This is a genomic window from Corynebacterium sp. sy039 (assembly GCF_007904105.1).
Lineage (GTDB): Bacteria > Actinomycetota > Actinomycetes > Mycobacteriales > Mycobacteriaceae > Corynebacterium.
Window position 1 is genome coordinate 373,352 of the sequence record NZ_CP042325.1, and the last position, 26,039, is coordinate 399,390.

Annotated in this window: 21 protein-coding genes; 16 read left to right on the forward strand and 5 right to left on the reverse strand. The window is 47.2% G+C overall.

From position 1 onward, the window contains the following. Positions 1-54: 54 nt before the first annotated feature. Positions 55-591 (reverse strand): TetR/AcrR family transcriptional regulator, encoded by a 537-nt coding sequence (locus FQV43_RS01615; protein ID WP_168195016.1) that lies wholly within the window; start codon positions 589-591, stop codon positions 55-57. Continuing rightward, complete coding sequence (locus FQV43_RS01620; RefSeq protein ID WP_246846937.1) at positions 578-2,023, reverse strand: MFS transporter; 1,446 nt, start codon at positions 2,021-2,023, stop codon at positions 578-580. The genes FQV43_RS01615 and FQV43_RS01620 overlap by 14 nt, the downstream gene beginning before the upstream one ends. A 184-nt stretch (positions 2,024-2,207) precedes the next feature. Between FQV43_RS01620 and FQV43_RS01625 the strand changes: the two genes are divergently transcribed. Together FQV43_RS01625 and FQV43_RS01630 are read left to right on the forward strand one after the other, a co-directional pair. Then, positions 2,208-2,921, forward strand: a complete 714-nt coding sequence (locus FQV43_RS01625) for a response regulator transcription factor (protein WP_144273846.1) — start codon at positions 2,208-2,210, stop codon at positions 2,919-2,921. 49 nt (positions 2,922-2,970) lie between these two features. Continuing rightward, on the forward strand, positions 2,971-4,503 hold the full coding sequence (locus FQV43_RS01630; RefSeq protein ID WP_246846938.1) for a cell wall metabolism sensor histidine kinase WalK: 1,533 nt from the start codon (positions 2,971-2,973) through the stop codon (positions 4,501-4,503). A gap of 60 nt (positions 4,504-4,563) precedes the next feature. On the opposite strand, the gene FQV43_RS01635 is transcribed toward FQV43_RS01630, so the two are convergent. Beyond that, positions 4,564-4,992, reverse strand: a complete 429-nt coding sequence (locus FQV43_RS01635) for an HIT family protein (RefSeq protein ID WP_146338392.1) — start codon at positions 4,990-4,992, stop codon at positions 4,564-4,566. Between the two features lie 32 nt (positions 4,993-5,024). Here FQV43_RS01635 and purD point away from each other — a divergent pair, with 32 nt between their 5' ends. From purD to purL, 7 genes are all read left to right on the forward strand, one after another. Beyond that, entirely contained in the window at positions 5,025-6,302 is a 1,278-nt protein-coding gene (gene purD / locus FQV43_RS01640; RefSeq protein WP_146338395.1) for a phosphoribosylamine--glycine ligase, read from the forward strand. 99 nt (positions 6,303-6,401) lie between these two features. Further along, positions 6,402-7,841, forward strand: coding sequence for an adenylosuccinate lyase (gene purB / locus FQV43_RS01645; protein ID WP_168195017.1), 1,440 nt, complete (start codon positions 6,402-6,404; stop codon positions 7,839-7,841). Positions 7,842-7,934: 93 nt separating this feature from the next. Then, positions 7,935-8,828: a phosphoribosylaminoimidazolesuccinocarboxamide synthase gene (locus FQV43_RS01650; protein WP_144273850.1), complete on the forward strand. Its 894-nt coding sequence runs from the start codon at positions 7,935-7,937 to the stop codon at positions 8,826-8,828. 99 nt (positions 8,829-8,927) lie between these two features. Next, positions 8,928-11,057: a S9 family peptidase gene (locus FQV43_RS01655; protein ID WP_146338398.1), complete on the forward strand. Its 2,130-nt coding sequence runs from the start codon at positions 8,928-8,930 to the stop codon at positions 11,055-11,057. A 707-nt stretch (positions 11,058-11,764) separates the two neighbouring features. Beyond that, positions 11,765-12,007 carry a phosphoribosylformylglycinamidine synthase subunit PurS gene (gene purS, locus FQV43_RS01660; protein WP_144273852.1) on the forward strand — a complete coding sequence of 81 codons (243 nt, stop codon included), beginning with the start codon at positions 11,765-11,767 and terminating at the stop codon, positions 12,005-12,007. Then, complete coding sequence (gene purQ, locus FQV43_RS01665) at positions 12,007-12,678, forward strand: phosphoribosylformylglycinamidine synthase subunit PurQ (protein ID WP_146338401.1); 672 nt, start codon at positions 12,007-12,009, stop codon at positions 12,676-12,678. The genes purS and purQ overlap by 1 nt, the downstream gene beginning before the upstream one ends. Before the next feature lie 8 nt (positions 12,679-12,686). After that, complete coding sequence (purL, locus tag FQV43_RS01670) at positions 12,687-14,978, forward strand: phosphoribosylformylglycinamidine synthase subunit PurL (RefSeq protein ID WP_146338404.1); 2,292 nt, start codon at positions 12,687-12,689, stop codon at positions 14,976-14,978. A gap of 121 nt (positions 14,979-15,099) precedes the next feature. Here the strand turns inward: purL and FQV43_RS01675 are convergent, their stop codons facing one another. Beyond that, on the reverse strand, positions 15,100-16,086 hold the full coding sequence (locus FQV43_RS01675; RefSeq protein WP_144273855.1) for an acyl-CoA thioesterase: 987 nt from the start codon (positions 16,084-16,086) through the stop codon (positions 15,100-15,102). A gap of 64 nt (positions 16,087-16,150) precedes the next feature. Between FQV43_RS01675 and FQV43_RS01680 the strand changes: the two genes are divergently transcribed. The 6 genes from FQV43_RS01680 to FQV43_RS01705 all read left to right on the forward strand — a co-directional run bounded on the left by FQV43_RS01680 (position 16,151) and on the right by FQV43_RS01705 (position 22,911). Continuing rightward, positions 16,151-16,537 (forward strand): sterol carrier family protein, encoded by a 387-nt coding sequence (locus FQV43_RS01680; RefSeq protein WP_146338407.1) that lies wholly within the window; start codon positions 16,151-16,153, stop codon positions 16,535-16,537. 46 nt (positions 16,538-16,583) lie between these two features. Continuing rightward, positions 16,584-18,113, forward strand: a complete 1,530-nt coding sequence (gene purF, locus FQV43_RS01685) for an amidophosphoribosyltransferase (protein ID WP_144273857.1) — start codon at positions 16,584-16,586, stop codon at positions 18,111-18,113. 95 nt (positions 18,114-18,208) lie between these two features. Then, positions 18,209-19,273 (forward strand): phosphoribosylformylglycinamidine cyclo-ligase, encoded by a 1,065-nt coding sequence (purM, locus tag FQV43_RS01690; RefSeq protein ID WP_146338410.1) that lies wholly within the window; start codon positions 18,209-18,211, stop codon positions 19,271-19,273. A 13-nt stretch (positions 19,274-19,286) separates the two neighbouring features. Beyond that, complete coding sequence (locus tag FQV43_RS01695) at positions 19,287-20,660, forward strand: glycoside hydrolase family 32 protein (RefSeq protein WP_146338413.1); 1,374 nt, start codon at positions 19,287-19,289, stop codon at positions 20,658-20,660. Between the two features lie 140 nt (positions 20,661-20,800). Continuing rightward, positions 20,801-22,408, forward strand: a complete 1,608-nt coding sequence (phoA, locus tag FQV43_RS01700; RefSeq protein ID WP_144273860.1) for an alkaline phosphatase — start codon at positions 20,801-20,803, stop codon at positions 22,406-22,408. Positions 22,409-22,587: 179 nt separating this feature from the next. Further along, positions 22,588-22,911, forward strand: a complete 324-nt coding sequence (locus FQV43_RS01705) for a hypothetical protein (protein ID WP_144273861.1) — start codon at positions 22,588-22,590, stop codon at positions 22,909-22,911. Between the two features lie 74 nt (positions 22,912-22,985). Here the strand turns inward: FQV43_RS01705 and FQV43_RS01710 are convergent, their stop codons facing one another. Then, on the reverse strand, positions 22,986-24,458 hold the full coding sequence (locus FQV43_RS01710; RefSeq protein ID WP_144273862.1) for a 3-oxoacid CoA-transferase: 1,473 nt from the start codon (positions 24,456-24,458) through the stop codon (positions 22,986-22,988). Between the two features lie 397 nt (positions 24,459-24,855). On the opposite strand from FQV43_RS01710, the gene FQV43_RS01715 reads away from it, so the two are divergent. Then, entirely contained in the window at positions 24,856-26,031 is a 1,176-nt protein-coding gene (locus FQV43_RS01715; protein WP_146338416.1) for an acyl-CoA dehydrogenase family protein, read from the forward strand. The last annotated feature ends 8 nt before the right edge of the window (positions 26,032-26,039 follow it).

Here is a 26,039-nt window from a genome sequence, read left to right on the forward strand (position 1 = left end):
ATGGAATAGGGATAACAACCTGAATCTAATTGCTGGGTGGTTATTGCACTCGACTTACTGAGTTTCTTCAGAAAGTAATTCTTGTGCTGTATCAATGAGTTTTTTGCGCTCTGTACCATTGAGTGAAAAAGGGCTGATGTAATCGTGAATCCATAGTCCAGCTGCAATGAGATGGATGAGGTATTTTTTGGGTTCACTGTCAATAACATCACGAGGAAATGCCCATTTCTCTAGTGTTTTCTCCCATGTTTTTCGATACTCAGGGACGTTGGTGGCGTCGAGAGTAAGGAGCAAATCGCTTAAGGATGCGTGTTCGGAAAAAACTTCTAGACTTGCCAAAACACGTTGTTCTACTGTTGATTCTGGCAAAGGAACGTCTAAGGCATCAATAAGTTGTTCTTCCCAGCTATGTGCTAGATAATCATTGATGTCTTGCAACATTGCGTGCCTTGATGGGAAATGGTAAATCAGACCAGATTTTGACATTTTTGTGGCTTGGGAAAGCGAATCATAGGTGAGTGCTTCTAGCCCTTCTCGCTCGATGATGTCGATGGCTGTGGTGATGAGAAGTTCTTTTTTACTCGTGCGCATATTTTGTCTCCTTGGGATTGCCATTGAAGAAGATGAAAGTTCCAATAGCAGTGGTAGCTGCGATAATTGCTGTGATGATGAGAGTTGTGGCGTAGGCACTGTCAATGGCCGATGCTGCTTGCATACCACCTGCATCCATAGAATGAGCCACGGACTGAGGTGCACGTAATGTGTAGAACATGGACATAAGTGAGCCCATGAGAGCTACTGATAATACAGTGCCGAGTTCATAGGAGACTTCTTCCATCGCGGAAGCCATCCCTGATTGATGTGCTGGTGCAGAGCCGATAATGGCAGTGGAGGCAACTGACATAATCAGCCCAATACCAAATCCAGCTGTAATGAATCCAAAGATAAGTAAAGCGAAAAGATTATTCCATATGGCATAAACGCCAAGGAAAAGCCCAAGTGCTACCAGAGCAAAACCACCAGAGATGATTGGTCTAAAGCCTATTCTGTGGAGATTAGCTCCGCCCAAAATGGATGCAGGAAAAGCTGCTAGAGCAATGGCAGCGGTAATGAGTCCGGCTTGGAGTGGACTAAACCCAAGAGCAATTTGGAAACGCTGAGTAGTGAGTAACTCTGTTCCGGCAACAATAAACATGGAAAGAGCTGCGCTTAATACTCCGATACTAAAAAGGCGATTACGGAAAATATCAAAGGAAAGTAAAGGGTTTACTAGGTGTTTCTGTCTATGAACGAAAGCCCATGAACTGACGAGAGTCAGTAATGCTGAGCCGGTAATGTATAGGAGATTAAGTGGAAAATGGGTAAGTTCTTTAATGAAAAATACGAAACCGGTCATAGCGAGCATTGCCCATATGGAAGATAAAAAGTCCCATGATTGTTGTGGATCTGCTTGGTTTTCAGGAGCGAAGATATGCGTGGAAAACAAGGTAAGTACCACGATGGGGATATTGATGAGAAATACTGATCCCCACCAGAAATTTTCTAATAGAAATCCACCAAGAACAGGGCCTGCGGCTGCTCCTATGGTTGCGATAGAGCCCCAAATGCCAATTGCTGTATTGCGTTCTTTAGAGTCGATGAACGTAAGACGGATGAGGGCTAGGGTGGCTGGCATGAGTGTGGCTGCGCCAAAGCCTAGTAGTGCCCGTGCAGTAATGAGCAATTGTGCGTTAGGAGAAAAAGCGGCAATGAGTGACGCGATGCCAAAGATGATGAGGCCAATCTCAAACATCCGTCGGTGGCCAATTTTATCTCCTAAAGTACCGGTACCGATAAGTAAACCTGCTAGGACCAGAGGGTAGGCATTGACAATCCATAATCCTTGGAGTTCTGTGGTGTTCAAGGATTCTCTTAAAGTGGGCAGTGCACTAAAAAGAATGGAATTATCTGCAGAAACCATGAATAGTCCTAGAGAAACGATGAGGAGGAAGATCCATCGTTGCGATTGTGACGTTTTCTGCATATACTGAACTGTACCGAACATACGTTACAGTTTTCAAGTCTTAATATTCACAGGATTTTGACAGGACGGTACAAGTATTTCGGCAGTGGGGGAGGGTTGAATGAAGGGGAAACTCCGCCAGCGCAATGGTCAATGCTTTAGCTGAGCATTTGCAGTATTAATAGTTATAGGAAATTAGAGGACAATGGAAAACATGAATGAAAGATCAACTCGGGTACTTGTTGTCGACGATGAACCTAATATCGTAGAACTGCTCACTGTTAGTCTTAGGTTTCAAGGTTTTGAGGTTGCTACCGCTAATTCTGGTACCCAGGCACTAGAGGTAGCGCAAACATTTCAGCCGGATGCTTTCATCCTAGACGTCATGATGCCTGGTATGGATGGTTTCGAGTTATTACCTAAATTAAGGGCACAAGGTCTTGATGGTCCTGTTTTATATCTCACTGCAAAAGATGCAGTAGAAAACCGTATTCATGGTTTGACTATTGGTGCTGATGATTACGTCACCAAACCTTTTTCTCTGGAAGAAGTTATTACACGTCTGCGGGTTATTTTAAGGCGCGGTGCCAGTGTCGAAGAATCGCAAGAAGATGAAGCAACCTTGGTGTATGAAGATTTAACGCTTAACGACGATACCCATGAAGTAACCAAGGCGGGGCAATTGGTGGAGCTGTCACCAACAGAATTTAATCTCTTGCGTTTCCTCATGTTGAATGCGGAAGTAGTGCTTAGCAAAGCAAAAATCCTGGATAACGTGTGGCATTATGATTTTGGTGGTGATGGTAACGTGGTGGAATCCTATATTTCTTATTTGCGCCGCAAAGTCGATACCTCAGAGCCAGCATTGATTCACACTGTGCGTGGTGTGGGTTATGTCCTGCGTAAACCACGTGGGTAGGACGATATTACTTAGGCTGTGATTCAAGACTGAGAAAAGGCAATAGACTTTGGCTGATAAACACTTTTCCCGTGCTGTTGATACTGCAGACGTGGTGGCTGATGAACCTGAGCGCACTTCACCACAGTCTGCCCCTGAAATAAGCTCCAAACGGACTAGACGTTCTAAGTTTAGAAAGTATCGATTCGGCAAAAATAAGGGTATGCCGATGAGTAACATTCTTGTACTCATTATTATTGCTATTTCTGCTATTGGTCTAAGCGCTAGCGCTATAGCAGTACAAACCACTATCAAGGGTGTTATCTATAACAGTGTTGATGAAGATCTCAACCGATCAATGGACAGTTGGGCGGTAAGTTTAGAGATATTTCACGATCTCCAACAACAAGCCGTGGCAAAGGTAAAACATCCTCCCAATGATTTTTATCTTGCCTGGATTTATCCGGATGGTTCAAGTGCAGAAATCAAAGGTCATAATGGGGAAAGTAAACCTGATTGGTCACAAATACATGTAGGCAGTGCCCCAGTTAATGTACCGTCTAGTGCAGATTCTGCAGATTCCGTGCAATGGCGTGTCATTGCCAGGGAACGCAACGGTATAACCGTCGTGGTAGCAAAAGATGTCACCCAAGAAACAATGATTCTCCAGCGCTTAGCGTTAGGGCAGTTCATTATTGGGGCAATAGTATTAGCGCTTATTGCGATTGCGGCGTTTTATATCATCAAACGCACATTCCGTCCGCTTAAAGAAGTCGAAGCAACAGCTACAGCTATTGCGGCTGGTAACTTGGATCGTCGCGTGCCAGAATATCCCATCAATACTGAGGTTGGCTCTCTATCTGCGTCGCTCAACATCATGATTGAGCAACTACAACGCTTGATTATTGAACTACGGGACAAAGAAGAGCAGATGCGTAGATTCGTCGGTGATGCCTCTCATGAATTGCGTACCCCACTGACCAGTGTAAAAGGCTATGCTGAACTCTACCGTACTGGTGCTACCACAGATGCACAGCTTGTAGTGGACAAAATTGAAAAAGAAGCCAGTCGCATGAGCGTTTTGGTGGAAGACCTTTTAGCGCTGACCAGAGCAGAGGGAATGCAGTTTGAGGAGAAACCAGTTGATCTATTAGAACTTAATCTTGCACTGGCTAATTCTTTGCGCGCGACCTATCCACAACGCAGTATAGATGTTTCTACCACTATGAATGAGGTTCCGCTTGTTCTTGGTGATGCCTCACGGCTGCATCAAGTGTTTAGCAATTTGATTGTCAATGCTCTCAAACATGGCGGCGAACAAGCTGAGGTGCGTGTTGTGCTCAGAGAAGGAAACCTGGGTGATAATCCAGCTATTGTTGCAGATGTCGTTGATAATGGTGTGGGAATGAATGCGCAGGACGCGGCTCATATTTTTGAGAGATTCTATCGTGCTGATGTATCGCGTACTCGCTCCACCGGCGGATCTGGGCTGGGCCTTGCGATTACGAAATCACTCGTGGAATCCCAGCACGGGGAAATATCAGTGCTCAGTCAACCTGGGGTGGGAACCACGTTTAGAGTCGTGCTCCCACGAGTTATCTAGGCTTATCTGAGCATCGTATAAACGCTGTGCGCTACTTACACAACTACACACTAGCGTTAGCTAGTTCAGAAGGTACCCAGTTTTATCAGTACCTAGTTGATCACGTAGTTTCTGGGCTGCTTCATCCATAAGTTGCTGGTCAGTGCTATCAGCAGACATCGCAGTGGCGAAGTCATAGTTAGCCATAGATGAGGTAGGAAACACATGAATATGAGTATGGGCGACGTCGAAGCCAGCAATAATATATCCCGCTCGATCGCTATGGAATGCTGCGATAATAGCCTTACCAATTTTTTGAGCAACCTCATTGAGGTGACCCCAAGTTTCAGCCGGTAAATCTGTCCATTTATCGACCTCAGCAATAGGAACAACAAGAACATGCCCATACGCGAGAGGCTCAATCGTAAGAAAGGCCACGACAGTGTCATCACGGTACACAAAACGACCGGGAAGGTTACCTTCAATAATCTGTGTAAAGACGCTACTCATACTATGAGATTCTAGCTGTAGACTAAAAGACTATGCACATACTTCTTATTGGTTCAGGCGCACGCGAACACGCATTAGCTATTGGATTAGCACAAGATCCAGCAACAACGGCACTGCATATTGCACCAGGAAACCCTGGAATGCAGTCCATTGCCACCTGCCACCCAGACATAACTGATATCGAAAACCCTGAGGTTATCGTCGCCCTTGCGCAAAAGATTGCTGCTGACCTTGTGGTCATTGGTCCAGAAAACCCATTGGTAGCTGGAGTAGGTGATGCATTGCGCCATGCTGGTTTTGCAGTTTTTGGCCCGAATAAAGCAGCGGCTCAGATCGAAGGCTCCAAAGCATTCGCGAAGGATGTTATGAAAAGCGCTGGGGTGGCTACCGCACGCGCTGAACAATTACTACCAGGGGCAACACCAGAGCAGATTGAGGAAACACTCGCACATTTTGGCCCACACTATGTGGTCAAAGATGATGGACTTGCTGGTGGTAAAGGCGTGGTAGTTACTACTGATATCGATCAAGCTCGCGCCCATATAAACAGTGTCCTAGCAGCTGGAAACCCAGTGCTATTGGAGTCTTTCCTTGATGGTCCGGAAATTTCTTTGTTCTGCCTGGTTGATGGCGAGACTGTTGTACCACTTTTGCCAGCTCAAGACCACAAGCGTGCATATGACAATGATGAGGGACCTAATACCGGTGGTATGGGTGCTTACACTCCATTACCGTGGCTGAGCCAAACACAAGTGCAACGCATTGTCGATGAGATATGCGTTCCGGTGGCAAAAGAGATGGTGAAAAGAGGATGCGCTTACTCTGGTTTGCTCTATGCTGGATTGGCATGGGGTAAAGAAGGACCAGCAGTTGTCGAATTTAACTGTCGCTTTGGTGATCCAGAAACACAAGCAGTGTTGGCACTATTGGAGTCCCCGTTGGCAACAACCCTAGCTGCAGTTGCAACAGGAAAATTAGCTGAGCTCGCGCCATTGCAATGGAAAGAAGGCACAGCGGTGACCGTCGTATTAGCTGCTCAGGACTATCCTGCTCGGCCCCGTACAGGTGATGTTATCAGTGGCATTGATAGCTCTGTGGAAAACATGGTGCGCCATGCAGGTACTGCGCGTAGTGAACAGGGAGAGTTAGTATCCGCTGGTGGGCGCGTACTTAATGTCATTGGTGTTGGTCAGGATTTAGAGACTGCCCGAGCCCAAGCCTATGCGGCAATAGAAAAAATACATCTTGATGGTAGTCATTATCGCAGCGATATTGCCTTGTCAGCTTTGCACGGACGCATCAAAATCTAAATCATCTCCCGATACCAAACCAGCCTAATCGACGCCTAATCGACGCCTTTCACCAGGGTGATTAAGCTGGTTGCTTTTTTGTGCGCAAAAAATGCCATAATGGACAACGTGGCTGAAAAAAAGAAGATCGCAAATGTTTTATCCTCCCGCTATGCCTCTGCTGAATTAGCGCAACTATGGAGTCCTGAGTCGAAAATTATTATGGAGCGCCAGTTGTGGCTTGCTGTCTTAAAAGGGCAAAAAGACCTGGGCGTTGAGATTCCTGATGAAGCAATTAGCGCTTATGAAGCAGTAGTTGAGCACGTAGATTTGGATTCTATTGCTCAGCGCGAAAAGGTAACGCGCCATGATGTCAAGGCGCGTATTGAGGAGTTTAATGCTCTTGCAGGGCATGAGCACGTGCATAAGGGCATGACATCACGTGATCTTACTGAAAACGTCGAGCAGCTACAGATTTATCGTTCTTTGGAGTTAGTGCATGGAAAGTCTGTGGCAGTTTTGGCACGGATTGCACAGCACGCTGCTAATTACCAAAATCTTGTGATGGCTGGACGGTCACATAATGTTGCAGCGCAAGCTACTACCTTAGGCAAGCGTTTTGCTTCCGCTGCGGAGGAAATGCTTATTGCATTAGAACGCACTGAGCAGCTGTTGGGGCGTTATCCACTGCGCGGTATTAAAGGTCCGATGGGAACTGCACAGGATATGTTGGACCTTATGGGGGGCAATGAAGCAAAACTTGCTGCATTAGAAACTCGTATTGCGGATCATCTTGGTATTAGCCGTGTTTTTGATTCTGTGGGGCAGGTTTATCCGCGGTCTTTAGATTTTGATGTGATCTCTGCTCTAGTGCAACTGGGTTCTGGTCCTTCTTCGTTGGCACATACGATTCGCCTTATGGCTGGTAATGAAACAGTTACTGAGGGCTTTAAGGAGGGGCAGGTTGGTTCTTCTGCGATGCCGCATAAAATGAATGCGCGTTCTTGTGAGCGAGTAGGTGGGTTGCAGGTTATTTTGCGTGGTTATCTCACGATGGTTGCTGATCTTTCCGGCCAGCAATGGAATGAAGGAGATGTATTCTGTTCTGTTATTCGTCGTGTAGCTTTGCCTGATGCGTTTTTTGCTCTCGACGGTATGTTTGAGACTTTCTTAACTGTGCTTGATGAATTTGGGGTTTTCCCTGCCATGATTGAGCGTGAGTTGGAACGCTATCTGCCTTTCTTGGCTACGACTAAAATCCTTATGGCAGCGGTACGTGCTGGGCTGGGTCGAGAGAGTGCTCATGAGATTATTAAAGAAAATGCGGTGGCTGTTGCCTTAAATATGCGGGAGAATGGTGGTGAACAAGATCTCATTGAGCGCCTTGGTGCAGATGAACGTTTGCCATTGAGTCTTGAAGAATTGCGTGCTGCTGTTGCAGATCGTGAAGCCTTTGTTGGTGCGGCGTCTTCGCAGGTAAAGCGAGTATTGAGTCGAGTTAATGATGTGATAAATCGTTATCCTCGCGCGGCGGAATATACTCCTGGGGAGATCCTCTAGAAAGTAACTTTCTGCCTAACAATCTATAACGATTAGTCGTCTAGACCGCTCTCGATTACCACCTAGCTTGGGAACGGTCTAGACTTTTGCCTTATGCGTCCTGAACTTTCTCAGTACAGTCACCTATCCGCAGGTAAAGTCCGCGAGATCTATGAGATCGACGATGACACGTTGCTCATGGTCGTCAGCGATCGGATTTCGGCATACGATCATATTCTGGAACCAGAAATACCAGACAAGGGTCGTGTGCTTACTGCGATGAGTAAGTATTTCTTTGACAATATCGATTTCCCTAACCATCTGGCTGGCTCAATCGACGATGAGCGTATCCCAGAAGAGGTGCTGGGTCGAGCGATGGTGTGTAAGAAATTAAAGATGTTGCCGTTTGAGTGTGTGGTACGTGGCTATCTCACTGGTTCTGGCATGAAAGAATATCAAAGCACTGGTGCTGTGTGTGGTGTGGAATTACCTGAGGGGCTTGTCGAAGCAGATAAGTTACCTGAGCCTATTTTTACTCCAGCGACCAAGGCAGAAATCGGCGACCATGATGAGAATGTTTCCTTTGAGGCAGTCGTCGATAAGCTCGGTAGTGCGCGGGCAGAAGAATTGCGTGATGCCAGCATTGCTATTTATAAGCAAGCCGCTGCGATGACATTAGAACGCGGCATTATTTTGGCTGACACCAAATTCGAGTTTGGCTTAGACGAGAATAATAATCTTGTGCTGGCAGATGAGGTTTTGACTCCGGATTCTTCTCGCTATTGGTCGGCGCAAGATTATGTTCCTGGCAAGGTGCAAGCAAGTTTTGATAAGCAATATGTGCGTAACTGGCTTACTGGATCAAAGTCTGGGTGGGATGTAGATTCTCATATGCCGCCGCCGGAATTGCCTGGTTCTGTGGTTGAAGCAACCAGGGATCGTTATGTTGAGGCGTTTGAGCGTATCACTGGTGAAAAATTCTGCCATTGGATCGGTTGTTGCGTGTAGTAAGTTGGCGGCTTGAGCTATTCGACGCCAAACAGTAGCTGTGCCGCTGCGTAGCTGTGTGCAGGCGCTAGGTGGAAAGAAAAGCTATTATGGTCAGTTATGACTAATTCTTTCCCGCCTGTGGCGCCAATTATCCCAACCACCAGAACCACGCATGGTATTGACTTTGTGGATAATTATGAGTGGTTGCGTGAGAAAGACTCACCACAGACTCGTGCTTATCTTGAAGCAGAAAATGCGTATGTGCAGCAGCATACAGCTGAGCTTGATGAGCTAAAAGAAAATATCTATCAAGAGATTAAGTCGCGGGTTAAAGAGACAGAGATGTCGGTTCCCACTCGGATGGGAAATTATTGGTATTACGGCAGAACTGAAGAAGGAAAAAGCTACGGCTACTCTTGCCGTATTCCTGTTAGCGAGGGTGCCGATGCGTGGGTGCCACCGCATATTCCAGAAAATGAGCCTGTTGCTGGTGAGCAGATTTTGCTTGATCTCAATGAGCTAGCTAAGCAACATGAGTTTTTGTCTCTTGGCGCATCGTCAGTGACTAATTCTGGGCGCTATCTTGCTTATTCGCTTGATACTCAGGGCAATGAGCGGTTTACCTTGCGGATCAAAGATTTAGAAACCGGTCAAGATCTCGATGATGTGATTGAAGACGTATTCTATGGTGCTACTTGGATTGGCGAGGAGTATTTATTTTATCAGCGCGTTGATCAGGCATGGCGCCCAGATTCAGTGTGGCGGCATAAAGTTGGTACCCCGGTGGCTGAGGATGTTCGAGTTTTTTATGAAGAAGATGAAAAAATCAATGTAGGAATTGGTGGTGTTCGTAGCGATAAGTATCTCATCATTTCCTCTGGTTCTCGACTGAGCACGGAATTGTGGGCTCTTGCTCAGGATACTCCCGAAGCACAGTTCCGGTGTGTGCACAAGCGTCAGCCAAATCTAGAAGTCGACATCGATCATGCAGTGGTAGCGGGTCAAGATGTATGGATTGTGACTCATAACGCGGATGGTCCGAATTTTGCCGTGGGCTGGGTGCCTGTCGACGGGCGTGAAGAAGGTGATTTGGGGATTGCAGATTTGCATTCTTTGGTGCCGCATCGTGATGATGTGCGTATTGAAGGTGTGGATACCTACCGTGATCACATAGTGCTTGGTTATCGTTCTGGAGCGATTGGTCGGTTAGCCATTATGCAGCTTAACGACGCTGGCTTTGGTGTTTTTGAGCAGTTGGAGTTCCCAGAAGAGCTCTATAGTGCAGCTGCTCTTGGCAATCCGGAATGGGATGCGCCAGTTATTCGACTCAGCTATGAGTCCTTTACCACACCAGCACAAATATATGATTATGAGGTAGCTAGTGCTACGCGCACCTTGCTCAAAGAGCAACAGGTGCTGGGCGATTTCGATAGCAGTAACTATACTGCTCGCAGATTATGGGTAAGTGCTCGAGACGGAGTAAAGATTCCCGTATCCATGATTTATCGCACAGATTTGGATTTATCCCAACCACAGCCTGCGTTGTTGACTGGTTATGGTTCTTATGAGTCTTCCATTGACCCTGGGTTTTCTATCCCGTGGTTGTCTTATCTTGATCGCAATATGATTGTTCTGGTTGCGCATGTGCGTGGTGGCGGCGAGATGGGTCGACTGTGGTACGACACTGGGAAAACCACAACGAAGAAGAATACGTTTACTGATTTTATTGATGTTGCTGATTACCTGATTGCACAGGGGATAACTACCTCAGAGCATTTGGTGGCAGTGGGTGGTTCTGCGGGCGGTTTGCTCATGGGAGCAGTAGCGAATATGGCTCCTGACCGGTTTAAGGCGATTAAAGCGGCAGTGCCTTTTGTGGATCCACTCACCAGTATGCTCAAACCAGAATTGCCACTTACTGTGGGGGAATGGGATGAGTGGGGTGATCCGCTGCATGATAAAGAAATCTACGAATATATGGCATCCTATGCGCCTTATGAGAACATTACTGCTCAGAAATATCCCAATATCCTTGCTGTTACTTCGTTAAATGACACTCGCGTGCTCTATGTGGAGCCTGCGAAATGGATTGCCCAATTGCGTGCGACGGCAACTGGTGGTCAGTTTTATCTCAAAACAGAAATGGTTGCTGGTCATGGCGGGGTATCTGGGCGCTATGAAAAGTGGCGGCAGATTGCTTTTGAGTATGCGTGGTTGATTCATCAAGCCACTGGAAAATTGGCATAACGTAGAAAACAGGCTCTCAGTTTTTAGAACTGGGAGCCTGTTGTGTAAAAGGAGAAAAGGATGTTTTCTAAGGAATCTCATGCATCTTAAAATTTTGTTGCCCATAGCCTATGCGTGGCGCCCCTCAACGTCACTGGCGGCAGTGCAACTTTTTTCTTGATGTTGTTGAATACGTCAACGCTTTATCAAGAAAGAGCTGATTTTAAGGTTTCAACTCGTTATCCTAGCTGCCATATCATCACTCCTTGCTATGAACTAATCGAAAAGGTGGTGCAGGTTGTTGTGGTAACTCCCTGCCTGATGTGTTCCAGTAAAGCATTGGATGAGCTATTGGGCAAGCATGGCAAACCAAGAACAAAAACCTCTCTACCTGCATAAATACATAAGATTAAAAGTAGCTGTGATGGCTGAGAGGTGCTGACAGGAAATACATATCTTTGGTTGGGTATGTTGAGCTGCCACTTTGTTGTTTTGCTCATGATGGCAGTGGCGATTTGGGTTAAAGAAGTAGAAAAATGAGAGTTTCCTGTATATTTCAGCAAAGTTTGCTAGCAGATATATGAGGTGGGCGTTCTTACGTGGTTTCAGCTCAGATTTCTTAGGATATTTTGTCGGATATTTCCAGCTTTTCGCGTTGCTATTTTTGCAGTATGCTGGGGAACTATTGATAGTTATATTCACCTGCTAAAAAGGGAGCTAAACAGATCGTGGCGCGTGTAGTAGTCAATGTAATGCCAAAAGCAGAGATTCTCGATCCTCAAGGGCAAGCAGTTGTGCGTGCTCTTGGGCGCATTGGTATCAGCGGGGTTGCTGATGTTCGGCAAGGAAAGCGTTTCGAGATTGAAGTAGATGATTCTGTCACTAAAGAAGATGTGGAAAAAATGGCAGAAACACTCCTTGCTAACACAGTGATTGAAGATTTTAGCGTCGTTATTGAGGAAGCAAAGTAATGAGTGCGAAAATTGGCGTAATTACGTTCCCAGGCACGCTTGATGATGTTGATTCTGCGCGTGCCGTCGAGCGTGCAGGAGCACAAGCTGTTCGGCTCTGGCACGCAGATCATGACCTCAGCGGTGTGGATGCCGTAGTGGTTCCTGGTGGCTTTTCGTATGGTGACTACTTAAGGACAGGTGCAATTTCTGCCTTGGCTCCTATTATGCGTTCAGTTATCGACGCCGCCCACAAAGGCATGCCAGTGCTGGGTATTTGTAATGGATTCCAGATTTTAACCGAAGCACGGCTTTTACCTGGTGCATTAACAAGAAACCAGGGGCTGCATTTTCATTGCGAAGATGTGAAGCTGATAGTAGAAAATAGTGATACGGCGTGGACAAATACCTTGAGCAGTGGACAAGAGATTTTTATTCCTTCCAAACACATGGAAGGGCGTTTCCAAGCCGATGAAAACACAGTGCGCCAACTAGAAGATGAAGGTCGTGTGGTATTTCGCTACACGGAAAACTTCAATGGTTCCGTTAATGCAATAGCTGGAATTTCTAGTGAAAATGGTCGCGTAGTAGGGCTGATGCCACACCCTGAACACGCTATTGATCTATTGACCGGTCCTTCTTGTGACGGTCTTGAATTATTCCTCTCCGCCATTGGCTCAATCACAGCATAAGGAAAGACATGACTACCTTTAATGACACCGTTGAAGCAGCCCAGGCACACCCTGATCTCGAGCAGCCTTATGCATCACTGGGCTTAAAAGACGATGAATACGCCCGTATCAAAGATATTCTCGGTCGTCGCCCGACCGACGCAGAGCTAGCCATGTATTCTGTTATGTGGTCAGAGCACTGCTCTTATAAATCTTCTAAAGTGCACTTACGCTATTTCGGCGAAACTACCACAGAAGAAATGGGTGCTAAAATCCTCGCCGGTATTGGCGAGAACGCTGGTGTTGTCGATATTGGTGATGGCAACGCAGTGACATTCCGTGTGGAATCTCATAATCACCCTTCTTATGTCGAGCCACACCAAGGAGCCGCCACCGGCGTAGGCGGTATTGTGCGCGATATTATGGCAATGGGTGCGCGTCCTATCGCAGTCATGGATCAGCTACGATTTGGTCCAGCAGATGCACCAGACACTTCTCGCGTATTGCCTGGCGTCGTCAGTGGTATTTCCCATTATGGAAATTGCCTTGGTTTGCCAAATATCGGTGGTGAAACCGTTTTTGATGAGTCCTATGCCGGAAACCCACTGGTGAACGCCCTGTGCGTTGGTACGCTCAAAGTAGAAGACCTCAAACTAGCTTTTGCCTCTGGTCTAGGCAATAAGGTCATGCTTTTTGGTTCTCGCACTGGTCTTGATGGCATTGGTGGAGTATCAGTGCTTGCTTCCGATACCTTCGAGGAAGGTGCAGAACGAAAACTTCCTGCAGTACAGGTGGGAGATCCATTCGCAGAGAAAGTTTTGATTGAATGCTGCCTTGATCTCTACAAAGCTAATGTTGTGGTGGGTATTCAAGACCTTGGGGGTGCAGGTCTTGCTTGTGCTACGTCTGAGCTAGCTGCCTCAGGTGATGGCGGTATGGAGATTAACCTTGATGCAGTGCCATTGCGCGCAGAAAATATGACGGCTGCTGAGATTTTGTCCTCAGAATCTCAGGAACGTATGTGTGCTGTGGTTCGCCCGGAGGATGTTGCGCGTTTCCAAGAAATTTGTGCGCACTGGGATGTTACCTGTGCCGAAATTGGCGAGGTCACAGATGGTGATCATCTCATTATTCGTCACCGTGGCGAACTTGTTGTTGATGCACCAGCACATACCATCGCTAATGAGGGGCCAGTATATGAGCGTCCAGTTGCGCGCCCAGAGTGGCAAGATCAGTTGCAACAATTCCAGGGCGTAGAAAAGCCACGTGATGCTCAAGGTATCAAGCAGGCGCTTTTCGATATGGTGTCTTCGCCAGCATTATGTTCTCGCGCTTATATTACCAACCAGTATGACCGCTATGTACTTGGTAATACTGTGGCTGCTAAAGACGCAGATGCAGGTGTATTGCGTATTGATGAACACACGCAGCGTGGTGTTGCTGTTTCTGCCGACGCCTCTGGTCGCTATACCAAACTCGACCCTAATACTGGAGCGCGTTTGGCTTTGGCAGAAGCCTATCGCAATGTTGCGGTCAGCGGTGCACGTCCAGTGGCGGTGACAAACTGTCTGAACTTTGGTTCCCCTGAAGACCCAGGTGTGATGTGGCAGTTCCGTGAGGCAGTGCATGGGCTTGCCGACGGCGCGCAGGAGCTTGCTATCCCAGTTTCTGGCGGCAATGTCTCTTTCTATAATCAGACGGGCACTGAGGCTATTTTGCCAACTCCAGTAGTAGGAGTGCTGGGTGTGATTGAGGATGTTCATAATGCTATCCCAGCCGCATTAGGTACTGTGGCAGGTGTTGAAGAACTTTATCTATTGGGTGAAACCTTTGATGAGTTTGGTGGTTCCATTTGGCAACAAGTATCTGGAGCTGGTCTTTCTGGTATGCCACCGCGCATTGATTTGCGCAATGAACAGAAGTTGGTTGAGTTTTTTGCACAGCCAGGTCTTGTGACTGCTGCCCATGATCTTTCTGAGGGTGGTTTGGCTCAAGCTCTGGCAGAACTTGCAATGCAAGCACAAAAAGGCATGGAGCTTGATATTACGCAGGTGCACGAGGACGCTTTTACTGCACTATTTTCGGAATCTGCGTCTCGTGCAGTGGTTGCTACTCAGCATGGTGAGGCAGTGGTAGCTCGCGCTCAAGAGCTTGGTATTCCGGTTACTAAAATTGGTGTTACTCGTGACGATAACATCTTTGCAGTCACCAGTGGTGAGCTTAACTTTGCTGTGGGCGTTGCCGAATTGACTGAGGCATGGCAAGCAACTCTACCTCAGCTTTTTGGTCATGCAGTGGGCGCGAATGCAGTGGTGGAATAAGAGCATAAAGGCATAGGTGCTAGTAGTGCACTATGCCTTTATCTGTGATTATGAGAATTACTCAGCGCAAAGCACGGAAAGCACGAAGAACGTGCACAACGCGCACAACACAAAGAATTCATTAATGCTGTGAATTGATGATCAGTGGTTGAGGCGAGTATTTCGCACGTAATTCTCTTAGCGTCTGTGCATGACCAGCAAGACGCACATCTTCTTCGGTGATTGGTACAAATTGTCTAGCAGGTAATGGATTTCCGTCTGCGTCAATGCCAATATACGTAATGGTGGCGTGAATAGCGGTTTCTAAATTAGTGCGGCCGCCTTGTGGTTTACCAGAACGTACATGCACAGACATTTGCATACTGCGTTCGTCGGTACGCATCATTCGTGCGTCAACTTCAATGAGATCACCGATATGAATTGGCTGGTAAAAACGGATACCGCCTGCATACACTGCGACTGTATATTCTCCTGACCATTCCATAGTACATGCAGCAGCAGCTTCATCAATCCACTCCATTGCGGTACCGCCGTGGACTTTTCCGCCCCAGTTCACATCGGTTGGTTTAGCCAAAAAGCGGGTGATGAGTCGAGGTGCACTAGAAGGTCCAGAATAGGTTTGACGCTCCATTTCTGCCTCAATTGCCTTGCGCAATTCTATGCGTGAGGTCGCTGCTTCTTGGACGTGTTTTTCATCTTCGCTGCGTGGCTTAAAGTGTGGTACTTCGACTGATTTTCCAGTTTCGGTATCCATTGCCACAAAGATAACTAGACAATCGCAAGCTCGGGTGAAGATACCATCACGCGGATCAGCTGAGAGAACCTCATTGATGATGTGCATGGAACTGCGCCCAGTCATAGCGACACGAGAGCGCACTTCAACAAGGTGGCCAGACGGAATGGGGCGAGTGAAATGAATATGACCAACATAAGCGGTAACGCAATAGGTACCAGACCATTGCACTGCACAAGCGTAAGCAGCTTTATCTATCCATTCCAATACTCTACCGCCCCCAATGCCGTGGCTACCTGCCATGAGCACGTCGGTTGGTGCAGCAAGAAATCTCAGGGTTATCTCTGGTGAACGATCAGTTGAGCTCGCAGACATGATATGGACAATACCTCGAAAAGTCGGCAGTGGCTACTATAGCCCTTACATTAGGATAATCCTCATGGGGAAAAAGAAAATTGAGCCACAACACATACGTCATGCGCTAGAAGCAGTGCAGGCGTGGGTGAAGGATCCGGATGGCGTCGACAAGCCAGATCGCGCTGCATTAGCCCAAGCGGTTCGGTTGAGTGTACGTGCGCTTGCTGAGGATGCTCCTGGTAATAGCGTGGAAGTTCGGGTGCCGCCTTTTGTGGCTGTGCAGTGTATTCAAGGCCCGAGTCATACCAGGGGCACTCCACCAAATGTGGTGGAAATGTCGCCCTTGACTTGGCTAAGGGTAGCAATGGGCATTGAGCTTTTCGACGACAATCCCAGGATCAGCACCTCAGGAATACGTGCACGAGAGGTGTCATATTGGTTGCCGGTAGTAGATTTTTCGCGCAATTAATTTTGTTACATTGTTTATCCTCGGTCTACCTACTACGATTAGGTGAGTGGCACAGATTGAGCAGCCGAAAAACCAGCTAAAAAATCCACTAGATGTATGTGGTTATGATGATAAAAACGAGCAAGCTCCACGAGAGGAATGCGGCGTTTTTGGTGTGTGGGCACCAGGTGAAGAAGTAGCAAAACTGGCGTATTTTGGTCTTTTTGCTTTGCAACACCGTGGGCAAGAAGCAGCAGGTATTGCTGTGGGCGACGGCGATCAAGTCGTTGTATATAAAGATCTAGGGTTGGTGTCTCAGATTTTCGATGAGCCAACTTTGGAATCTCTCAGCGGCGATGTTGCAGTAGGTCATACTCGTTATTCCACTGCTGGTGGTGTGACGTGGGAGAATTCTCAGCCTATGTTCCGAGTCGCTCCAGATGGTACTGATGTGGCGTTGTGCCATAATGGTAACCTTGTCAATCTTTTGGAATTGATGAATGAAGCTGAGGAAAAAAAATTAGTTTCCGCTGCTGAGTTTCCTTCTGATTCCGATGTTATGACGGCACTGCTTGCAGAGAAAATCACCACAGGGCGTACGTTGCTTGATTCTGCGAGGCAACTATTACCGCGGATTAAAGGTGCTTTTTGTTTGACTATCACTGATGGGCATACGCTGTATGCAGCGCGTGATCCTGAGGGAGTTCGACCACTATGCTTGGGTAGGCTTGATCGTGGTTGGGTGGTTGCCTCGGAAACGTGTGCTTTGGATATTGTGGGTGCGTCTTTTGTTCGTGAGATTGAGCCGGGCGAACTCATTGCGATTGATGAATCAGGTATTCATTCAGAGCGCTTTGCTCAACCACAGCGTAAGGGATGTGTTTTTGAGTATGTTTATCTGGCTCGACCAGATTCTGTGATTCGAGAGCGTAATGTTAATTCCACCAGGCTTGAGATTGGTCGTCGATTAGCAAAAGAGTGGCCTGCTCAGGGCGATTTAGTTATTCCTGTGCCAGAGTCTGGTAATCCAGCAGCGGTGGGTTTTGCTCAAGAATCGGGTATTCCTTTTGGGCAAGGGTTGGTCAAAAATGCCTATGTGGGGCGTACTTTTATTCAGCCATCACAAACCTTGCGTCAATTGGGTATTCGCTTAAAACTCAATCCATTGCGTGAGGTGATCCAGGGGAAACGCCTTATTGTGGTTGATGATTCTATTGTGCGAGGCAATACACAACGGGCATTGATTCGGATGTTGCGTGAGGCAGGGGCAGCGGAAGTTCATGTGCGTATTGCGTCGCCGCCAGTGAAGTGGCCTTGTTTCTATGGCATTGATTTTGCTAGTCCGGGAGAACTCATTGCAAATGTGGTTACTGGGGACAATGAAACAGAGATGGTGGCGAGCGTATGTAGTGCGATTGGTGCTGATTCTTTAGGATATGTCTCCACAGAATCGATGGTGGAAGCAACGCAACAACCTCGTGAGGAATTATGTTGTGCGTGTTTTGACGGGGTGTATCCATTAGGTTTGCCTGAAGGAAATGCCAATGCTGAGTTGGTGTCGGCGTTGCAGCGGGGTAGCTGCGGGGGCGTCGAATAGCAATCAATAATGCGATTGTGCATCTACATAAATACATGAAAATAAGTTAAGTATTGACAAAACCTTGATAAACCTTGACAAGCGAGGAAGAGGAAATGACTAAAGAAAAAGAACACGTTTCTTATGCTGCTGCTGGTGTAGATATTGAAGCTGGCGATCGTGCAGTTGAACTTTTTGCGCCACTAGCAAAGAAAGCGACCCGACCAGAAGTACGTGGGGGATTGGGCGGTTTTGCTGGATTATTTGCGCTTGGTAAGTATCGTGAGCCGTTACTTGCAGCAGGTTCTGATGGGGTGGGGACAAAACTTGCGGTAGCGCAAGCGATGGATAAACACGACACTATCGGCATTGATCTTGTTGCTATGTGCGTTGATGATCTTGTGGTGTGTGGTGCAGAGCCGTTATTCCTCCAAGATTATATTGCTATCGGCAAGGTTGTGCCTGAGCACGTGGCTCAGATTGTTTCTGGAATTGCACAGGGCTGTATTCAAGCTGGTTGTGCGCTTTTAGGTGGGGAAACTGCAGAACATCCTGGTGTAATGAAACCAGGTGAATATGATGTCTCCGCTACTGCAGTGGGTGTGGTCGAGGCAGATGAGTTGCTTGGTCCAGATCGGGTACGTGCAGGTGATGTGGTCATTGCGATGGCATCGTCGGGATTGCATTCTAATGGTTATTCTTTGGCTCGGCATGTGCTCTTGGAGAAAGCAGGTCTGCCGCTCGAAGGGTACGTCGAGGAGCTAGACCGTACTCTTGGTGAAGAATTGCTAGAACCTACTCGTATTTATGCTAAAGATTGTTTAGCGCTTGCCGACGAATGTGATGTGCATACCTTCTGCCATGTCACAGGTGGTGGCTTAGTAGGTAACTTGGTGCGTGTGATTCCAGAGGGTCTGGTTGCAGAGCTCTCGCGGGGGACATGGACACCAGGACCGATTTTCCGTTTTATTGAATCTGTTGGTCAGGTACCACAGGAAGAAATGGAAAAAACATTCAATATGGGGGTTGGCATGGTTGCTGTGGTGGCAGCCAAGGATCGTGAGCGCGCTCTGGCTATGCTTACTGCTCGGCATATTGACTGCTGGGAGCTGGGCACTATTCGACACGCCAGACCAGAAGATACTGAATCTGTTATTTTGAGTGAGGATCACCCCGAGTAATCGGTGACCAGTTATGTGTGCTTTTTATCGTCCGCGTTATCATGTCACTGCACCAACCGGCAGGCTTAATGATCCCAATGGAATGTTCGTAGATGGTGATACCCTGCATGCGTATTACCAAAAAGATCCTGCGTTTCCCTTTGCGCCTAAGCGTACTGGGTGGGGTCATGTGAGCATGAATATGCGTACGCGCGCACAATGGATACATCATCCTGATGCGCTTTATCCCGATGCTGCCTATGACAGTAACGGTTGTTATTCCGGTGGTGCTATTCGTGATGAGTCTGGTGCCATTCGTCTGTTCTACACGGGCAATCTTTATCGCTACCAGGAGCAGCAGCGCATTCGTTTCACAAGTCAAAATAGTGTGTTAGTACACGATGTTGCTGGCGCTCATGGGGGAATATATCGGCGTAATCCGGGTAATCCGCTTATCGATGGTCCGGCTTCTGGTTATACCGAGCACTATCGCGATCCTATGATTACGCGTGATCCTCATGGAGGTCATACGTATCGCATGGTTCTTGGTGCGCAGCGGGAAAATGAAACAGGTGGAATTGTTCTTTATCATTCTGATGATTTAGACACATGGGATTTTGCTGGTGAATTGCACTTTGATCTCAGTAATGCCCAGCCGGGTACGTCGCCAGATATTATTCCGGGTGGATATATGTGGGAATGTCCGAATTTGGTGAGTATTCGTGATAGGCATGATGGCCAAATTTATGAGGTGCTCATTTTCTGCCCACAGGGGTTGGTGTCCCATACTGATAGCTGTGGTATGACGCATTATGCCAGCAGTGACCAATGTGGCTATGTCGTTGGGCACCTTCGGGGGAATCGTTTTGAGGTGCTACGTGGTTTCAGTGAGCTTGATTATGGTCATCATTTCTATGCTCCTCAGGTGTGCTATGAGCAGCCAGAGCAGGACATAGCAGATTCGCTGATTATGCTTGGGTGGATGGGGTTGCCAGCCCATGATGATACTCCTTCAGTGGATGCTGAAGGTTGGGTTCATTCTTTGACATTGCCGCGGCGTCTTATTCTTGATCAAGGTGTGGTGCGTCAAGAATTACTCATCCCCGACCTCCCTCAAGGGGCGGCAGATGGTGTTTTTCATTATCAGACACAGCTTAACGACGTTGCGCAAAGGATAGTTTTAGCTGATACTTCGGGTACTGCCCGGGTGAGTATTTCTTATGAGCCAGGGTTGTTAAGAGTCCATTATGCAGGGGATACTCGTTGTGTTACGTGTGAACCAGGGCAGTGTGAGGTGTTCGTCGATGGCGCTACTGTAGAAATTACTGCGATGTCTGGGCGCAGAGCTTTTTCTATTGCGGCTTTCCCAACGCCAGGGGAAACGTGGGTGGAACCATATAAATTATGAGTGCATAAAACTAGCCCAAGATTCATACCTTAGCTACTGACGGTTTACTTAACATTTACTCCCATGTTTTAGCCTTGCCGAGGAAAGTTATTTCTCCACTAAGGGATACTGAAGTGGATGCCCTAAGAAAAGGTATGGATATGTCTAAGAAATTATTTGGTTCTCTTGCAATTCGCAGCGCGGTTGCTGTGACCAGTGTAAGTACACTTTTGGCGCTGGGTGCTTGTTCTACTGGTGCTGATACTGCAGCGGCAAAAAGCAAAGAAACAACCAAATCATCTTCATCTTCTGATTCTTCGGCTGACAAGAGCACAGGATCTGTGGGTAATACTGTTGATCGTGCAGCAAAAGGCACACTCAAGGAACATGGTGGTGCTCGTCGTTTAGAGGCAGATCAAAGTGAAGCTCTCAAAGAAGCTATCAGCGCTAGTGGTGCTAAGAATGTTATTTTGCTCATTGGTGATGGTATGGGCGACTCTGAGATCACTGCTGCTCGTAACGTTGCTGAAGGGGCTGGTGGCAGCTTTAAGGGACTAGATGCTTTGCCAGTGACTGGTCAGTACACTCACTACTCCTTGCACAAAGACGGTACTCCTGATTATGTTACCGATTCTGCTGCTTCTGGTACTGCTTGGTCTACCGGTACTAAGACCTACGACGGTGCTATCTCAGTTGATATTGATGGCAATCCACACTCTACAATCCTGGAAATTGCTAAGGCCAATGGCAAAGCAACAGGTAACGTTTCTACTGCAGAGATTCAAGATGCAACTCCTGCTGTGCAGGCAGCACACGTGGCAAAGCGTAAGTGCTATGGTCCTGACGATGCTGAGAAGTGTGGCGACGATCTGCTAGAAAAGGGTGGACGTGGCTCAATCTCTGAGCAAATTTTGGACACTCGTGCAGATGTGACCCTTGGTGGTGGACTCAAGAGCTTCAACCAGACTGCTAAGGCTGGTGAGTGGAAAGATAAGACTCTGCTTGATCAAGCAAAAGAGCGTGGTTACCAGGTTGTTAAGAACAAGGAAGAGCTAGACGCAATTTCTAAGGCAGATCAGGATGCGCCTGTTCTTGGTTTGTTCTCTGATGGAAATATGCCAGTTCGTTGGAAAGGTGAGCAGGCTACTAAAGAGGGATACCTTAAGCCAGCACAAGAGTGTGCAGAAAACGATGAGCGTACTGCTGATATCCCACGCTTGGCAGATATGACGCAAAAAGCAATTGATCTTCTTAAAGACAAAGAAGAAGGCTTCTTCTTGCAGGTAGAAGGTGCATCGATTGATAAGCAGGACCATATGGCAAATCCATGTGGTCAGATTGGTGAGACTGCTGATCTTGATGAAGCGGTGCAAAAGGCACTTGAGTTCGCTAAGCAAGATGGGCAGACTTTGGTGGTTGTGACTGCTGACCATGCACATACCAGCCAGATTGTTGATGGTATGAGCCAGGAAGATATTGAGGAGATTGCTCAGGCTAAGAACATTAGCGTTGAAGAAGCTCGTGCAACTGTTTACCCAGGTTTGTCTAGTGTCTTGAAGACTAAAGACGGTGGGGAAATGACCATTGGTTATGCAACTTCTGAGAATGTTGATGTTGAAAATGAGGGTCATACTGGTACTCAGTTGCGTATTGCTGCTTTTGGTCCTAATGCGGCTAATGTTGCTGGTTTGACTGACCAGACTGATCTTTTCTTCACTATTGTTGAAGCGCTAGGTCTTGATGAGTCTAAGACTGCGTTGAAGAAGTAAGGAACTAAGCACTATGTAGTGGTGCTTGTTTATCCTGATATAGAAATGTTCCAAGCGCGTCTTGGAACATTTTTCTTTACCCTAAAATAATCTTATTATTTTCTCAGGAATCTCTTGTGTAAACCTTATTTTTGGGTTATGCTGAATAGCGTTGTGTTCGAGTATCGAATGGAGAAAAAATGAAGAAACTTGTTATGGTTGCAGCTTCTGCTGCAGTATGCCTCGCAGCTGCTACTCCTGTACTTGCTACAGCTGTTGCTGAGAAGAATGCGCCTGCTGACAAAAAAGTCATCTCTGGAGTAACCATGTGGGAGCGCCACACCTTCAGTGGTTCTAGCACTGCTGTTAGTGCATTCCAAAAGTGGTTCGCTGGTGAAGAGTTCGTACAGCCAGAGATCGAAACCATGGATCTCACTGCACTTGCTTTGCCATGTGGCGAAATTGCTTACGCTGGCGACATCGTTTACAAGGACAACAACGGCGAATTCCACGTGTACAAGTAGTGCACATAAAAGCACAACAAAAGGAGGCTGGTCACTTGCCAGCCTCCTTTTGCTATACGACGTCAAGCAGTGGATTAACTATCGAGTTCAACAGTGTAGTCTGCGTCGGTAACCGCTGCGACATCGTCGAGAGTGACATGAGGAGCTAATTCGCGCAGAATGAGCCCATGTTCCGCCACATCAAACACGCACAAGTTTGTGATGATTCTGCTGATTGCTTGTTTCGCGGTCAAAGGCAATGAACATTCTTTGAGAATGCGTGACGATCCATCAACTGGTGAAACATGATCCATAATGGCGATTACCCGTCGTGCGCCTTTAACGAGATCCATTGCACCACCCATGCCATTCATCTTCTTGCCAGGGATACCCCAGTTTGCGATATCGCCTTTTTGGGATACTTCCAACGCGCCAAGAATAGCCGCATCAAGATGACCGCCACGAATCATGGCAAAACTCTGCGAAGAACTAAAAGCAGAGCCACCAGGTAGGACGGTGATACATTCCTTGCCGGCATTGATGAGGTCAGGGTCTACATCTTCTTCATAAGGATATGGGCCGGTTTTGAGAAGACCATTTTCTGATTGCAGCGTGATGTTAATGCCGGTTGGTAGGTAGTTTGATACAGCTGTGGGCATACCGATACCGAGGTTGACATATTCTCCGTCGTGAAGCTCTTGTGCGGCACGTTCAGCTATTTGTAGTCGTGACCAGCCCTTCTCTGGCTTTTGTGGGTCTTGTGGGCGTTCGTCGCCACCGGTGCTGCGTGGGCGAATTGTGCGCCGCTCGATTTCTTTGTTCGCTGCTTGTTCTGGAGTGAGGGGCAAAATGCGATTGACGTAAATGCCTGGGACATCAATCTCATTCATGTCGAGTTCGCCGATTTCGACCATTTCTTCAACCTCAACAACGCAAATTTTTCCGCAAGTAGCTGCGTCGGCGTTGAAGTTACCAGCACTCTTGCGGAAAACCAGGTTGCCTTCTGGATCTGCTTTATATGCGCGAATCAAGGAGAAGTCAGTGGTAATTGCTTCTTCGAGAACGAATTTTTGTTTCTCTCCCTTAAAAGTAAACTCACGAGTTTCTAAGGGGTCAGATGCTTTGATGACTTTACCGTTGTCATGAAGAATCGGTAGACCACCGTCGGATCGTGGGGTATCGACACCGGTTGCGGTATAGAAAGCTGGAATACCAGCACCGCCAGCGCGCATTTTCTCTGCTAGCGTGCCCTGGGGGATAATGTCTACTTCAATTTCACCTGCGAAGAATTGGCGCTCAAATTCCTTATTGAATCCAATATATGATCCGGCAAACTTTGTGACACGGTGTTTGTCAAAAAGTCTTGCTAGGCCAAGGTGCTCATTATTGTTGATTTGAGTTCCAGGATTATTGGAATAGATAACAAGGTCTTTTGTTCCTTTATCTACAATTCCTTCGATGAGCTGCAGTGGATTACCACAGATACCGAAACCGCCGACAGCAATGCTCATGCCGTCTTCAAGTCCCTCAAGTGCTTCTTCGCGTGTTTTAACAATTTTGTGTGACATGAATTCTCCCTTACATATAAGCGGCTGGCCTGGATACGGCTGGATAATAGGAGTGCAGTATATGGCCAAGCGTTTTATATGACTTGTATATGTCATTGCGCATATTGAGACTGGTGACTATTTGCACCATATTTGTTACCCTAATCACTCTCCATAGTGATGTCAAGCACAAAAATGGCATTACTTGTTGGAGAACCCAACTTTTATAAAAGGGTAACTTCCTATTTGGGTGGGGAAGGGGGTGCTGTGCAGCCTTTTTGTGTGCAAGGGTAACTTCTGGGAGTTGTATAACTTTTTGCATTATTTTTTATTTTAACTCACGCCTTGACAGTAAGTGAGATGTGTGTCACTATCTTGGAAGATATTTTTCTCGTATGCTGGGACGAAGGGATAGGAAATGAGTCATAATCTTTTCCAAAAAACAACAGATTTCCTTGGAGTTTTTGATGACATCAGCGAAGAAGACGCAGCCATTTGGGCTCGTGCTCGCTCATTCCAAGATGAATGTCACGCGAAAATTAATGATTGCTGGGATAAAGGCGAATACCCGCTAGATCTCGTACGCCGCCTTGGAGAATTAGACCTACTTACCGACGGCCTAGATATTGAGGGGCACCAAAAAATGTCTCCTCTTGCCGCCGGTTTGACTCTCATGGAGATTACACGCATTGACCCATCTATGGGCACTGTTATCGCTGTTCAAGCTGGCCTAGCAATGCGCTCTATCGCGATGCTTGGTTCTGACGAACAAAAGAAAGAATGGCTCGATGGTCTAGCAAAAGCAGAAAAACTGGGCGCATTTGGTCTGACAGAACCAGACCACGGCTCTGACTCCATTGCTTTAGAGACTACCGCTGTTCGGGACGGCGACGAATTCGTACTTAATGGTAAGAAGCGCTGGATTGGTAATGGCTCAGTAGGTGACGTTACTGTGATTTGGGCACGCACTGAAGATGGTGAAGTCTCTGGATTTGTTGTTCCACAGAACACTCCTGGCTACAAGGGCGTGACGCAAACGGGTAAAGCAGCATTACGTGCGATTTATCAAGCAGAAATTACCCTGACAGATTGCCGTGTGCCGTTGAGTGCACAACTACCTGGCGCGCGATCTTTTAAGGATGTTGCATCTGTTTTGACAGCAACTCGTATAGGTGTGGCATGGATGGCATTAGGCTCTGCTGTTGCTTGTTATGAAAAAGCACGCGAGTACGCGCTCGAGCGGCACCAATTTGGTCGCCCGCTGGCAAAGAATCAGATCATTCAACAGCGTCTGACCAATATGCTGCTTGATCTCAATCAAATGATGTTGGTAGTACGTAAGGTCACTGAGTGTGAAGCGCGAGGCGAGTTACGTGCCGAGCAAGCATCTTTTGCAAAACTGCATAATACGCGTGCTGCTAGGCGCATTGCTGCCGACGCTCGCGATATGCTGGGTGGCGTTGGTATTTTGCTGGAGAACCACGTTATTCGCCATTTCATTGATATCGAGACAATGCATACCTATGAAGGCACCGATACAATCCAAAGCCTGATTATCGGTAAACAACTCACCGGAATGTCTGCATATCGCTAGTTTTTGCG